The following is a 13,763-nucleotide window of genomic DNA, read 5'->3' on the forward strand; positions in this document are numbered from 1 at the left end:
GACCATGCAGATCAAACCCGTCCTGACCGCCCTGCGTCGCCACAAGGCCGGCACCGTGCTGATCGTGCTGCAGATCGCGCTGACCCTGGCGATCGTCTGCAACGCGCTGTTCATCATCCACCAGCGCCTGCAGCACCTGTCGGCACGCACCGGCATCGACGAGGCCGACCTGTTCGTGATCTACAACCAGTGGGCCGGCGAACAGAAGTCCAAGCAGGAGATCGACGCGCAGGTGCGCACCGACCTGGACGCGCTGCGGCAGCTGCCGGACGTGCTGGATGCCGCGCCGAGCAATTCCTATCCGCTGCGTGGCGGCGGTTGGGACAACTTCGTCGGCCTCACCCCGGACCAGGTGCGGCCGACCTCCGACGCCGCGGTGTACCTGGGCGACGAGCACCTGCTGCATACGCTGGGCGTGAAGCTGGTGGCGGGGCGCAACTTCCGCGCCGACGAGATCGGCACGCTCGGGCTGCGCGAGGAGCTGCATCCCTCGCAGGTGATCGTCACCCGCGCGCTGGCCGACCGCCTCTACCCCGACGGTTCGGCGCTGGGCAAGCCGCTTTACTCGATGAGTGCCACTCCCAGCATCATCATCGGCATCGTCGATCGCCTGCAGACGCAGGCGGTGGAGGACTGGCAGTCCGCCTATGCCTACCAGTCGATGATCTGGCCGATGCGCCTGAACTGGCCTTCCGGCGTCTACTACATCGTGCGCGCCCGGCCGGGTCGGCTCGAAGCGGCGATGCGCGAGGCGCCCAAGGCGCTGTTCGCGCTGGACGGCCAGCGCATCATCGATCCGGCCGACGGCGGCAGCTTCGCGCAGATCCGCGCGCGGGCCTACGACAGCGACCGCGGCATGGCCATCCTGATGGGCATCATCAGTGCCGTGCTGCTGGTGATCACCGCCGCGGGCATCGTCGGCCTGACCAGCTTCTGGGTCGGCCAGCGGCGCAAGCAGATCGGCGTGCGCCGCGCGCTGGGCGCGCGGCGGCGCGACATCCTCGGCTACTTCCTCACCGAGAACCTGCTGATCACCTGCGGCGGCGTGCTGCTGGGCATCGTGCTGGCGCTGTCGATGAACCTGTGGCTGGTGCTGCGCCTGGGCGCGCAGCCGCTGTCGCCGCTCTACCTGGCCGGCGGCGTGGTGCTGCTGCTCCTGCTGGGGCAGGGCGCCGTGCTCGCTCCCGCGATGAAGGCCTCGCGCGTGCCCCCGGTGGAAGCGACGCGATCGGTGTAGCCCCCTGCGCAATCCCTGGAGAGAACTGCGATGTTCACTTACTACCTCGAACTGGCGTTGCGCAGCCTCAAGCGGAGCCGCGGCCTGACCATGCTCATGGTGCTGGCGATCGGCTTCGGCGTGGCCGCGTCGATGACCACCTACTCGGTGTTCCGCGCCGTGTCGGGCGACCCCATCCCCTGGAAGTCGTCCAAGCTGTTCGTGCCGCAGATCGACATGTGGGGCCCGAAGGGCCGCAACGACAACGGCGAGCCGCCGGACGCGATGGACTACACCGACGCCCTGGCGCTGCAGCGCGCGCACCGCGCCAAGCTGCAGTCGGCCATGTACCGAGTCTCGCCTTCGGTGGTGCCAACCGGCGCCGGCAAACACCCCATCAACGTGAGCGGCCACGCGGTCTTCAGCGAATTCTTCCCGATGGTGGACGCGCCTTTCCGCTACGGCAGCGCCTGGGACGCCGGTGCCGACAGCCAGCGCGCGGCGGTGGTGGTGATCAGCCGCAAGCTCAACGAGAAGTTGTTCGGCGGCGCCGACAGCGTCGGCCGCTCGGTCAGCATCGAAGGCAAGGACTACCGCGTGGTGGGCGTGCTGGACGACTGGAACCCGCAGCCGCGCTTCTACGACGTGGTCAACACCGGCGGCTTCAACAGCAGCGACGAGGACGTGTTCCTGCCGTTCGAGCGCGCCATCGACGTGGGCATGCCCAACGACGGCAACACCAATTGCAGCGAGATACCGGCCCAGTCGGGCTTCGTCGGGCTGCAGCGCTCCAGCTGCGTGTGGATCGCCTACATGGCGCAGCTGGACGACGCGGCCGCGGTGAGCGCCTACAAGGAGTACCTCGACGGCTACGCGCGCGACCAGCAACAGGCCGGCCGCTTCGGCTGGGCGCCGAACAACCGCCTGCGCAGCCTGCCCGAGTGGCTCGACGCCGAGAAGGTGGTTCCCAGCGACACCAAGGTGTCGCTGCTGGTCGCGCTGGGCCTGCTGATCGTGTGCCTGGTCAATACCGCCGGCCTGCTGCTGGCGAAGTTCCTGCGCCGCAGCAGCGAGATCGGCGTGCGCCGCGCGCTGGGTGCGCAGCGCGCGGCCATCTACGCGCAGTTCCTGACCGAGGCCGGGATCATCGGCCTGGCCGGCGGCCTGCTGGGGCTGCTGCTCACCGGCGTGGGCGTGGCCAGCGTGAGCTGGGTGCTGCCCAAGGACATCGCGGCGCTGGCCCGGCTGGACGTGCCGCTGCTGCTGCTGACCCTGCTGGTGGCCACCCTCGCCACGCTGCTGGCCGGGCTCTATCCCACGTTCCGGGCCTCGCGGGTGCAGCCCGCCTGGCAGCTGAAGAGCAACTAGTGCGCCGTCCCTGCGCGAGAAGGCGGCCAGCCATGGCCGCACTGCTCGGAAAAAGGCGGCTCATCCATCGGATTTCGCAAGGAACCAAGCCATGACCCTGCATCCCATGATCGCGGCATTGCGCAAGCACAAGGCTGGCGTGGTGCTGATCTCCCTGCAGATCGCGCTGACCCTGGCGATCGTCTGCAATGCCATCTTCATCATCGGCCAGCGCGTGCAGCGGGTGAACCGCCCCACCGGGCTGCAAGAGGCCAACCTCATGCTGGTCACCCAGCAGTGGGTAGGCGCGCCCGGCGGCGACCAACCCGGCGACAACGACAAGCTCGACAGCATGCTGCAGGCCGACCTCGCCGCGCTGCGCGCCATGCCCGACGTGGTCTCGGTGACGCCGATCAATTCGCTGCCGCTGCTCAACTCCTCCTGGAACGGCTCGGCCGCGCTCAAGCCCGGCACCGACCTGCGTGGCGGCAACGCGCGCAGCACCTACTACTTCGGCGACGAGAGCATGCTCGGCACGCTGGGCCTGAAGCTGGTGGCGGGGCGCGCGTTCACTGCCGCGGACGTGCAGCACCACGGCTTCCGCGACCAGGGCGAGCCGCCGATGGTGATCGTGACCAAGGCGCTGGCCGACAAGCTGTTCCCGCAGGGCGCGGTGGGCAAGGTGATGTACCTGGACGGCTCCAGCACGCCGACCACCATCATCGGCGTGGTCGAGCGCCTGCAGGTGCCCGGCACCGGCAGCTGGACCAACGGCTTCGTGTGGAACTCGACGCTGGAGCCGATCCGGCTGAACGCCAATTTCTCGCGCTATGCGATCCGCACCAAGCCCGGGCGGCTGCAGGCGGTGATGAAGGCGGTCACGCCCGTGCTCTACCGCGTCAATCCGCTGCGCGTGCTCGACGACGACAGCGTCAAGTCCTTCGCCGACATCCGCGCCGAGGCCTACCGCGCCGACGTGGGCATGGCCGTGCTGATGGGCGTGGTCTGCCTGATCCTGATCGGCGTCACCGCCGCGGGCATCGTCGGCCTGACCAGCTTCTGGGTCGGCCAGCGCCACCGCCAGATCGGCGTGCGCCGCGCGCTGGGCGCGCGCAAGGTCGACATCCTGCATTACTTCCAGGCGGAGAACCTGCTGATCGCCGGCATCGGCGCGGTCATCGGCGTACTGCTGGCGGTGGGGCTCAACCTGTGGCTGATGCACCACTACGAGATGGACCGCCTGCCGGTGCTGTACGTGATCACCGGCGTGGCGGCCGTGCTGTTGCTGGGGCAGGCGGCGGTGTTCGCGCCGGCGCGACGCGCGTCCAACGTGCCGCCGGTGGTGGCGACGCGGTCGGTGTGACCTTTCAAACCCCTCTGCCGATGGGAGAGGGACCCGAGGCAAGGAGCACAGGAATGTTCGGCTACTACATCGACCTGGCCTTGCGCAGCTTCAGGCGCAACAAGGCACTCACTGCGTTGATGGTGTTCGCCATCGCGCTGGGCATCGGTGCGTCGATGACCACGCTCACCGTGCTGCATGTGCTGTCCGGCGATCCGCTGCCTGGGCGCAGCGGCACGCTGTATTACCCGCAGGTCGATCCGCGCGACAACAGTGGCCTCATGCCGGGCAGGGAGCCGCCCATGCAGCTCACCGAGATCGACGGTTTCAACCTGCTGCGTGCGAGAAAGGCGGATCGTCAGGCGTTGATGACCGGCGGCTCGGTGCCGATCCAGCCGGATTCCGCGGCAATCGAACCGTTCTACGTGGAGGCGCGCTACACCACGGCGGATTTCTTCGCGATGTTCGGCGTGCCGTTCCGTTACGGCCGCGGCTGGGACGCGGCCGACGACGAGGCGAAGGCGCGCGACGTGGTGATCGCCAGCGAGCTGAACGAGCGGCTGTTCGGCGGCGCCGACAGCGTGGGGCGCACCCTGCGCATAGCCGGCAGCCTGTTCCGCATCGTGGGCGTACTCGGCGACTGGGCGCCCAGCCCGCACTTCTACGACCTCAATACCGGTTCCTACGGTTACGCCGAGCAGGTGTTCATGCCGCTGCAGACGGCGTTGGACCTGCACGTGGCACACAACGGCTCCTCCGACTGCTGGGGCAACGGCACCGGTGGCGTGGGCAGCATCTACCCGTCGGCCAGTTGCGTGTGGATGCAGTTCTGGGTGCAACTGGATACGCCGGCCAAGGCCGCGGACTACAAGCAGTTCCTGATCCGGTACTCCGAACAGCAGAAGGCGCTGGGCCGTTTCGTGAAGGCGCCGAACGTGCGCCTGCGCAACGTGATGCAGTGGCTCGCCTACTGGCAGGTGGTGCCCGACGACGTGCGCCTGCAGGCCGGGCTGGCCTTCGGCTTCCTGCTGGTGTGCCTGGTCAACACCGTGGGCCTGATGCTGGCGAAGTTCCTGCGCCGCGCCGGCGAGCTGAGCGTGCGTCGCGCGCTGGGCGCCTCGCGGCGCGCCTTGTTCGCGCAGTTGCTGATCGAGTCGGGCGTGGTGGGCCTGGCGGGTGGCGTGGGTGGCCTGCTGCTGGCCTTGTTTGGCCTGTGGGTGGTGCGGCATCAGCCTTCCGACCATGCGGCGCTGGCGCATCTCGATCCTGCGATGCTGCTGACCACCTTCCTGCTGGCGCTGGTCGCGAGCCTGCTCGCCGGCATGCTGCCGGCCTGGCGCGCCTGCCAGGTTGCGCCCGCCCTGCAGCTGAAAAGCAACTGAGGGCACGACCATGGAACTGCGACCGATACTTTCCACGTTGCGACGCCACAAGATCACAGCGTGGCTGCTGATCCTGGAGATCGCGCTGACCTGCGCCATCGTGTGCAACGCGGTGTTCATGATCGGCCACCGCCTGCAGCACATGCACATGACCACCGGCGTCGACGAGCATGCGCTGGTGCAGATCCAGCTGGCCGAGATCGCGCCCACGCCCGACATCTTCGCCCGCGCCCGTGAGGACCTCGCCGTGCTGCGCCAGGTGCCGGGCGTGCAGGCGGTGGCGTTGACCAACCAGTTGCCGCTGGGAGGTTCCTCGTCGAACGCCAGCATCAAGCTGGATCCCGCGCAGCGTGAGCCTACGCTCAGCGCCGGCACCTATTTCGGCGAGGACATTCCGCAGGCCATGGGCGCGCGACTGGTGGCAGGACGCAACCTGCAGCCGGACGAGACCACCAACGCGGACATCGTGGTCAAGGCGCTGGCCACCGGCAACACCAAGGGCATACCCGCAGTCACGGTGATCACGCAGGCGCTGGCCGACCGCCTGTGGCCGGGGCAGAATCCGCTGGGCAAGACGATCTACCTCACCGACCAGGTGGGCGTGCGGGTGGTCGGCGTGCTGGCCGACCTGGTGCGCGCCAACGCCTACAACGACATCACCGCGCATTACTCGGTGGTCCTGCCGCTGTTCATGGGCGCAGGCAAGGACCAGAGCTACGTCATCCGCACCCGCCCGCAGGACCGCGAGGCCGTGCTCAAGGCCGCCGTGGCTGCGCTGAAGAAGGCCGATCCGGAACGGGTGGTGACTCAGCAGCGCAGCTACGACGAGCTGCGCGAGAAGTTCTTCGCCAACGACCGTGCCATGGCCGGCATCCTTGCCGGCGTGATCGTGGCGCTGCTCACGGTGACCGCGCTGGGCATCGTGGGTCTGGCCAGCTTTTGGGTGGGGCAGCGCCGCCGCACCATCGGCGTGCGCCGCGCGTTGGGCGCCACCCGCAGCGACATCCTGCGCTACTTCCAGACCGAGAACTTCCTGTTGGCGGGCCTCGGCATCGTGCTGGGCATGGTGCTGGCCTACGGCATCAACCTGTTCCTGATGCTGCATTACGAATTGCCGCGATTGCCGGGCATCTACTTCCCGGTCGGCGCGCTGACGCTGTGGATCATCGGCCAGCTCGCCGTGCTCGGCCCGGCGCTGCGCGCCGCGGCGGTGCCGCCGGTGGTGGCGACAAGAAGCGTATGAGGCTCCCCCCTCCCGCTTGCGGGAGAGGGGACCGACAAGGCGGGAGAGGGTGCGGGTGAGTGCAGCGTTTGCGTGCCGGCCCAAGCCTCTCCCCCAACCCCTCTCCCGCAGCGGGAGAGGGGAGTCCAATCACCGGAGAGGTGCAATGTTCGGTTACTACCTCGATCTGGCCCTGCACAGCCTGAAGCGCAACAAAGTGCTCACGGCGCTGATGGTGCTGGCGCTCGCGCTGGGCATCGGCGCCACGATCACCACGCTGACCGTGTTGCGGCTGCTGTCCGGCGATCCGCTGCCGCAGAAGAGCGCGCGGCTGTTCTACCCGCAGGTGGATCCCTATCCGGAGAACCGGCCCTTCTCGCGCAGCGGTACGAAGCTGCCGTGGCTGATGAGCTACGTCGATGCGATGAACCTGCTGCGTGCGGGCAAGGCGCAGCGACAGACGGCGGTGGCGCTGGCGCAGGTCAAGGTGATGCCGAGGACGACGGAGGGCAAGCCGTTCTATGCGGACGGCGTGATGACGACGGCGGACTTCTTCCCGATGTTCGACGCGCCGTTCCAGTACGGCGCTGGCTGGAGCGCGGCCGACGACGAACGCCGTGCGCAGGTCGCAGTGATCTCCGACTTCCTCAACGACAAGCTGTATGGCGGCGCAAACAGCGTGGGCCGCATGATCCGCGTCGAGGACCGCGACTTCCGCATCATCGGCGTGCTCAAGTCCTGGGCGCCGCAGCCGCGCTTCTACGCGCTGCATCTGGGCAGCCGCAATTACGGCAAGGGCGAGGGCGTGTTCATGCCGTTTCAGGCTGCGCGCGCCGACGGCATCGGGCCGAGCATGATGATGTCCTACGGCTCCGGTTCCAGCATGGAACATCTGGAGACTTCTCCGGCGATCTGGCTGGGCGTGTGGCTGGAGCTGCCCGATGCGTCCGCGGTCTCGGCCTACCGGCGGTTCCTGGCCGCCTACGCACGGCAGCAGGTGGCGCTGGGGCGCTTCCAGAAGTCGCGCACGGCCTTGTCAGGCCTGATGGCGTGGCTGCGCGGCGAGCACGTGGTGCCGGACGATGCGCGCCTGCAGGCAGGGCTGGCGTTCGGCTTCCTGCTGATCTGCGTGGTGAACACGGTGGGCCTGCTGCTCGCGAAATGCCTGCGCCGTTCGCGCGAGATCGGCGTGCGCCGCGCGCTGGGCGCCGGCCGCGGCGCGATCTTTGCCCAGTTCATGGTCGAGGCCGCCATCGTGGGCGTGGCCGGCGGCGTGCTGGGCCTGGTCTTCGCCGAGCTGGGGCTGTGGGGCATCCGCCACCAGCCGGCGCAATACGCCAGCCTCGCGCATCTGGACCTGGCGATGTTCCTTTTCACCTTCGTGGTGGCGCTGGCGGCCAGCCTGGTCGCGGGCCTGCTGCCCGCGTGGCGCGCCTGCGCGGTGGCGCCGGCTCCGCAACTGAAAGCCGTTTGAGGGGAGCGACCATGGAAATCCGTCCGATACTCGCCAGCCTGCGCAGGCACCGCATCCCGGCCACGCTGATCGTGCTGGAGATCGCGCTCGCCTGCGCGGTGCTGTGCAACGCGGTGTTCATGATCGGCCAGCGCATCGCCGACATCCGTTGGCCGAACGCGATCGACGAGCAGGGCATCTCGGTGGTCACCGTGAACGGCACCGATCCCAGGCTCGCCGCCAGCGACATCCCGCGCGACCTCGCGGCCCTGCGCGGCATTGCGGGGGTGACGGCGGCGGCCGCCGCGACCAGCATGCCGCTGGACCAGAACCCCGCGCTGTCGGACTTCACCACGGCGCCGGACGGCAAGACCACGGTTAACACTTCGATCTACTTCCTCGGCAGCGGCGGCGAGCAGGCGCTGGGGCTGCGCCTGCTGGCAGGACGCTTCTTCAACGCCGACGAGTATGCGGACAGCGGTACCAGGGACTTCAATTCCACCGGTCACGTCGTGCTGATCACGCAAAGCGATGCGCGGCGCCTGTGGCCGGGACAGAGCGCGCTGGGCAGGAACCTGTACACCAACGACAGGAGCTGGACGGTGGTCGGCGTGGTCGCCGACGTGCTGGCGCAGGATCCGAGGTTCAGCGGGCCGGGCGGCCGCCATTCCAGCGTGTTCTTCCCGTTGCATCCTGACGCGGTGATGGGCGACTACGTGCTGCGCAGCGCACCCCGGGACCGCGCGCGCGTCCTGCGCGAGGCGACACAGGCGCTGGGCAAGCTGGAGCCCGGCGCGGTAGTGCAAGGCGTGACCTATGCCGGCATGCGTGGCGACTACTTCGCCAATACCCGAAGCATGGCGTGGATGCTGGTGCTGGTCTGCGTGGTGATGCTGGCGGTGACCGCATTCGGCATCGTGGGCCTCACCAGCTTCTGGGTGGGGCAGCGCCGGAGGCAGATCGGCATCCGCCGCGCCGTGGGCGCCACCCGCGGCCACATCATGCAGTACTTCCAGACCGAGAACTTCCTGCTCGGCACCGCCGGCGTGGTGCTGGGCATGGTGCTGGCCTTCGGCATCAACCTGTACCTGATGCAGCGCTACGAGATCGCGCGCATGCCCTGGTATTACCTGCCGGCCAGCGCGGTCGCGCTGTGGATGCTCGGCCCGGCGCTGCGTGCCGCGGCGGTGCCGCCGGTGGTGGCGACCCGATCGGTATGAGTTTCGACGCAGCGCCCATTTCGCCTTGAAGGAACCGGGAATGTTCAGCTACTACCTCGACCTCGCCCTGCGCAGCCTCAAGCGCAACAAGGCGCTGACCGCGCTGATGGTGTTGGCCATCGCCGTGGGCATCGGCGCCAGCATGACCACGCTGACGGTGATGCATCTGCTTTCCGGCGACCCGATGCCGGGGCGCAGCGCCACGCTGTTCTATCCGCAGGTGGACCCGACCGACGACTCCCGGCCTGACAGCCAGCCGCGCGACGTGATGGACTACCGCTCCGCGATGGACCTGTGGGGCGCGCACCGCGCCGATCGCCAGGCGCTGATCGCCAGCGCCGAGCTGAAGCTGCGCGCGCCGGGGGTGAACCTGCCGCCGCAGATGGCGCGGGTGCTCACCACCACCAGCGACTTCTTTCCCATGTTCGCCGTGCCGCTGCGCTACGGCAGCGCCTGGACGCCGGCCGACGATGCGCAGCGCTCGCGCGTGGCGGTGATCTCCTCCGATCTCAACAACCGGCTGTTCGGCGGCGCCAACAGCGTGGGGCGCACCCTGCGGCTGAAGGATGCGGACGTGCGCATCGTCGGCGTGCTGGCGTCATGGCGTCCGTCGCCGCAGTTCTACGACGTGGCGGGCGGGCGCTTCTCGGACGGCAAGACTTCCTCCTTCTATGCCAAGCCGGAAGATGTCTTCATGCCGTTCACCTCGGCTCAGGACGTCGCCGGCAACGACTTCGGCGTGTTCACCTGCTGGGGCGATCCGCAGGCGATGAAGCACCTGCAGACCGCGCCATGCGTGTGGGTGGCGCTGTGGGTGCAGTTGAACGATGCGGCGAAGGTCGCCGCTTACCGGCGCTTCGTCGCCGACTACGCGGTCCAGCAAAAGGCGCTCGGCCGCTTCGTGCATGCGGACAACACGCGGATGATGGACCTCATGCAGTGGCTGGATTTCAACCACGTCGTGCCCAGCGACGTGCGGCTGCAGGTCGCGCTGGCCTTCGCCTTCCTGCTGATCTGCCTGTGCAACACGGTGGGCCTGCTGCTGGCCAAGTTCCTGCGCCGCAGCGGCGAGATCGGCGTGCGCCGCGCGCTCGGCGCGAGCCGTGGCGCGGTGTTTGCGCAGTGCCTGGTGGAGGCCGGGATGATCGGCCTGCTCGGCGGCTTCGGTGGCTGGCTGCTGACCTTGCTGGGCCTGTGGCTGGTGCGGCGACAACCGGTCGAATACGCGGACCTGGCGCACCTGGACGGCGGGATGTTCCTGGCCACCTTCGTGCTGGCGGTGCTGGCCAGCCTGCTTGCCGGCCTGGTGCCTGCGCTTCGTGCGAGCCGCGTCACGCCTGGGCTGCAATTGAAGACGCTTTGATGCGCTGCCCGCGACCGCAGCTGCACTCCCAAGGAGCCAACCCGACCATGCAGATACGACCCGTCCTCGCCGCGTTGCGCCGCCATCGCCTGGCCACGCTGCTGATCGTCATGGAGATCGCGCTCGCCTGCGCGGTGCTCTGCAACGCCTGCTTCCTGATCGCCAACCGGGTGCAGCAGACCGGCTTGCAGAGCGGCGTCGACGAGAGTTCGCTGGCGGAGCTGACGCTCACCGGCTACGACGCGGCCCAGGCCACGGATCTCAACGCGCGCGTGCTCGACGGGCTGCGCACGATTTCCGGCATGCAGTCGGTCAGCGTGATCAACGCGGTGCCGTTCGGCCAGCATGCCGGCACCGCCGGCATCAAGCTGAGCCGGGACGCGCAGAAGTCGGCTGGCGTGGTCCACTTCTACGTAGGCGGACCAGGCAGCTTCGAGGCGCTGGGCCTGCGCGTGGTGTCCGGCCGGGGGCCGCAGGCGACCGACATGACTGCGGTGATCGACTTCCTGCCCAGGAGCGCGCCGGTGCTGGTGAGCCGCGCGCTGGCCGCGCACCTGTGGCCGGGCGCCGACCCGCTGGGCCAGGTGATCTGGTGCGCCGACCGGCCGTACCGCGTGATGGGCGTGGTCGACCACCTGGCGCGGCCGGCGGGCGGCGAGGGCGGCCCGGACACGCGCGAGTGGTCGGTGTTCGTGCCGGCGCTGCCCGGCGAGAATCTCGCCGGTGTCTACCTGCTGCGCGCCGCGCCGGACCAGCTCGACCGCGTGCTGCGCGAGGCCCGCGAGCGCATCGCCAAGATCGCCCCGGAAGTGGTGGTCGACAGCCTGGGCAGCCAGACCCTGCCGCAGCTGCGCGACCGCTACTTCCGCGACGACCGCGCCATGGCCGGCATGCTGGTGGGCGTGATCGTGGCGCTGCTGCTGGTGACCGCGCTGGGCATCGTGGGCCTGACCAGCTTCTGGGTCGCGCAGCGGCGCAAGCAGATCGGCGTGCGCCGCGCGCTGGGCGCCACCCGCGGCGACATTCTGGGCTATTTCCAGACCGAGAACTTCCTGATCGTCAGCTTCGGCATCGGCTTGGGCATGGTGCTCGCATTCGGGGCCAATGTGTTGCTGATGACCCGGTACGAGCTGCCGCGCCTGCCGCTGCTGTACCTGCCGATCGGCGCGCTGGTGCTGTGGGCGCTCGGGCAGCTGGCGGTGCTGGCGCCGGCGCTGCGCGCGGCGGCGGTGCCGCCGGTGGTCGCCACGCGGTCGGTGTGAGTCCGTCGCACCTGCATGCATTCCGGCACGCGAGCGCGCTGGCCCACCGCGACCACAATCTGCTTTCCAAGACGAAAGGACGGACGATGAAGCTGCGACCCTTGATGTTGTGTACGGCCCTGCTGGTGGCCCTGCCGCTGGCCGCCAGCGCACGCGACACGGCTTCCACGCAAGTCGCGCCGGCGGACGTGGCCGCGCGCGTCAAGGCGCTCGATGCGCTGCTGGCCGAGCAGTGGCAGCACACCCTGGAGAACTCGCCCGAATTCGCCACCGTGCTGGGCGACCTGCGCTACAACGACCGCTGGAGCGACATGTCGCTGGCGCACACCGCGGCCGAGCGCAAGGTGGCCCAGGACTTCCTGCGCCGCTTCGAGGCGATCGACACCCGCGGCTTGCCCGACGAGGACGCGCTCAACCAGCAGCTGATGGTGCGCCAGCTCAAGGACAGCCTCACCAGCCTGGACTTCAAGCTCAACGAGATGCCGCTGGAGCAGATGAGCGGCATCCATCTGCAGCTGGCCGGCTTCGTCAGCTCCATCCCGTTCGACAACACCAAGGAATACGAGGATTACCTGGCGCGCCTGAAAGCGGTGCCCAAGCTGTTCGACCAGACCGTCGAGGTGGCGCGCCAGGGCTTGCGCGACGGCATGATGCCGCCGAAGTACCTGCTGGAGAAGGTGGTGCAGCAGATCGCCAGCATCCAGCGGCCGGCCGGCATGGACAGCGTGTTCGCCGAGCCGCTGAAGCACTTTCCCAAGAGCGTGTCCGCGGCCGACCAGGCGCGGCTTAAGCAGGCGATCCTGGCGGCGATCGATGGCCAGGTGCGCCCGGCCTACGCCAGGCTGGGCGACTTCGTGGCGAAGGACTACGCGCCGCACGGGCGCAGCCAGCCGGGCGTGTGGCAATTGCCGCACGGCGATGCGATCTACCGCTTCCTGGTGCGCCAGACCACGACGACCGACAAGAGCCCGGCGCAGATCCACGCGATCGGCCTGGCCGAGGTCGAGCGCATCGAGGGCGAGATGACCGCCATCGCCAAGGCGCAGGGTTACCAGGACCTGGCCAGCTTTCGCGCGGCGCTCCAGACCAATCCCAAAGTGCACGCGAAGTCGCGCGAGGACATCCTCGAACGCTACCGCGGCTACCTCGCGCAGATGAAACCGCAGCTGCCCAAGCTGTTCGGCCTGCTGCCCAAGACCGACGTGGTGGTGATGCCGGTCGAGCCGTTCCGCGAAAAGGAGGCGCCCGGCGCCGAATACCACCAGGGCACGCCGGACGGCTCGCGGCCGGGGCAGATCTTCGTCAACACCAGCGACTACGCCCACCGCAGCGTGCTGTCGATCGAATCGACCGCCTACCACGAGGGCATCCCCGGGCATCACATGCAGATCTCCATCGCGCAGACGCTGCCCGCGCTGCCGCCGTTCCGCCAGCAGGCCGGCTACACCGCCTATGTCGAAGGCTGGGCGCTGTACGCCGAACAGCTGGGCAAGGAGGTCGGCTTCTACCAGGACCCGCTGTCCTACTACGGCCATCTGTCCGACGAACTGCTGCGCGCCGATCGCCTGGTGCTGGATACCGGCGTGCACTACAAGCACTGGACGCGGGCGCAGATGGTGGATTTCTTCCACGCCCATTCCAGCGAGGACGAGCCCAGCATCCAGGCCGAGACGGACCGCTACGTCACCTGGCCCAGCCAGGCGCTGGCCTACAAGATGGGCCAGCTGAAGATCCTGGAGCTGCGGGCGCGGGCCAAGCAGGCGCTGGGCGCGAAGTTCGATATCCGCGCCTTCCACGACGAGGTGCTGGGCGGCGGCGCGCTGCCGCTGGATGTGCTCGAGCAGCGCGTGGACGGCTGGATCGCGGCGCAGAAGGCCAAGGCCTGAGGCCACGAAGCCCTGGCTGGCTGCCAGGTCGAGCCCTCTCCCCCAGCCCCGCCAGGTTGAGCCCTCTCCC

The 13,763-nt window shown here is 68.8% G+C and carries 10 protein-coding genes; all 10 read left to right on the top strand.

The genetic code is table 11. The annotated features are described in order from the left end of the window. Nucleotides 1–4: 4 nt before the first annotated feature. The gene (locus VGU03_RS02515) at nucleotides 5–1,237 is read left to right on the top strand and encodes an ABC transporter permease (protein WP_327478351.1); all 1,233 of its coding nucleotides are present in this window, start codon (nucleotides 5–7) and stop codon (nucleotides 1,235–1,237) included. 30 nt (nucleotides 1,238–1,267) lie between these two features. Beyond that, nucleotides 1,268–2,584, top strand: a complete 1,317-nt coding sequence (locus tag VGU03_RS02520) for an ABC transporter permease (RefSeq protein WP_327478353.1) — start codon at nucleotides 1,268–1,270, stop codon at nucleotides 2,582–2,584. 91 nt (nucleotides 2,585–2,675) lie between these two features. Further along, the gene (locus VGU03_RS02525; RefSeq protein ID WP_327478355.1) at nucleotides 2,676–3,926 is read left to right on the top strand and encodes an ABC transporter permease; all 1,251 of its coding nucleotides are present in this window, start codon (nucleotides 2,676–2,678) and stop codon (nucleotides 3,924–3,926) included. Nucleotides 3,927–3,979: 53 nt separating this feature from the next. Next, the gene (locus tag VGU03_RS02530) at nucleotides 3,980–5,287 is read left to right on the top strand and encodes an ABC transporter permease (RefSeq protein ID WP_327478357.1); all 1,308 of its coding nucleotides are present in this window, start codon (nucleotides 3,980–3,982) and stop codon (nucleotides 5,285–5,287) included. A gap of 10 nt (nucleotides 5,288–5,297) precedes the next feature. Continuing rightward, the gene (locus VGU03_RS02535; protein WP_327478359.1) at nucleotides 5,298–6,530 is read left to right on the top strand and encodes an ABC transporter permease; all 1,233 of its coding nucleotides are present in this window, start codon (nucleotides 5,298–5,300) and stop codon (nucleotides 6,528–6,530) included. 145 nt (nucleotides 6,531–6,675) lie between these two features. Continuing rightward, nucleotides 6,676–7,983 (top strand): ABC transporter permease, encoded by a 1,308-nt coding sequence (locus VGU03_RS02540; protein ID WP_327478361.1) that lies wholly within the window; start codon nucleotides 6,676–6,678, stop codon nucleotides 7,981–7,983. A gap of 11 nt (nucleotides 7,984–7,994) precedes the next feature. After that, the gene (locus tag VGU03_RS02545; protein WP_327478363.1) at nucleotides 7,995–9,182 is read left to right on the top strand and encodes an ABC transporter permease; all 1,188 of its coding nucleotides are present in this window, start codon (nucleotides 7,995–7,997) and stop codon (nucleotides 9,180–9,182) included. Nucleotides 9,183–9,222: 40 nt separating this feature from the next. Continuing rightward, nucleotides 9,223–10,545 carry an ABC transporter permease gene (locus VGU03_RS02550; protein ID WP_327478365.1) on the top strand — a complete coding sequence of 441 codons (1,323 nt, stop codon included), beginning with the start codon at nucleotides 9,223–9,225 and terminating at the stop codon, nucleotides 10,543–10,545. Between the two features lie 47 nt (nucleotides 10,546–10,592). Continuing rightward, nucleotides 10,593–11,807 (top strand): ABC transporter permease, encoded by a 1,215-nt coding sequence (locus tag VGU03_RS02555; protein ID WP_327478367.1) that lies wholly within the window; start codon nucleotides 10,593–10,595, stop codon nucleotides 11,805–11,807. Nucleotides 11,808–11,893: 86 nt separating this feature from the next. Further along, a complete protein-coding gene (locus tag VGU03_RS02560; protein WP_327478368.1) occupies nucleotides 11,894–13,693 on the top strand; it encodes a DUF885 domain-containing protein in 1,800 nt (599 codons plus the stop codon). Nucleotides 13,694–13,763: the final 70 nt, after the last annotated feature.

It is taken from the genome of Frateuria sp. (assembly GCF_035944355.1).
Classification (GTDB): domain Bacteria; phylum Pseudomonadota; class Gammaproteobacteria; order Xanthomonadales; family Rhodanobacteraceae; genus Frateuria_A.

Excerpts from the sequence above, each read along its gene's own strand:
- VGU03_RS02515 (WP_327478351.1), top strand. The coding sequence starts at position 5 with ATGCAGATCAAACCCGTCCTGACCGCCCTGCGTCGCCACAAGGCCGGC.
- VGU03_RS02520 (WP_327478353.1), top strand. The coding sequence starts at position 1,268 with ATGTTCACTTACTACCTCGAACTGGCGTTGCGCAGCCTCAAGCGGAGC.
- VGU03_RS02525 (WP_327478355.1), top strand. The coding sequence starts at position 2,676 with ATGACCCTGCATCCCATGATCGCGGCATTGCGCAAGCACAAGGCTGGC.
- VGU03_RS02530 (WP_327478357.1), top strand. The coding sequence starts at position 3,980 with ATGTTCGGCTACTACATCGACCTGGCCTTGCGCAGCTTCAGGCGCAAC.
- VGU03_RS02535 (WP_327478359.1), top strand. The coding sequence starts at position 5,298 with ATGGAACTGCGACCGATACTTTCCACGTTGCGACGCCACAAGATCACA.
- VGU03_RS02540 (WP_327478361.1), top strand. The coding sequence starts at position 6,676 with ATGTTCGGTTACTACCTCGATCTGGCCCTGCACAGCCTGAAGCGCAAC.
- VGU03_RS02545 (WP_327478363.1), top strand. The coding sequence starts at position 7,995 with ATGGAAATCCGTCCGATACTCGCCAGCCTGCGCAGGCACCGCATCCCG.
- VGU03_RS02550 (WP_327478365.1), top strand. The coding sequence starts at position 9,223 with ATGTTCAGCTACTACCTCGACCTCGCCCTGCGCAGCCTCAAGCGCAAC.
- VGU03_RS02555 (WP_327478367.1), top strand. The coding sequence starts at position 10,593 with ATGCAGATACGACCCGTCCTCGCCGCGTTGCGCCGCCATCGCCTGGCC.
- VGU03_RS02560 (WP_327478368.1), top strand. The coding sequence starts at position 11,894 with ATGAAGCTGCGACCCTTGATGTTGTGTACGGCCCTGCTGGTGGCCCTG.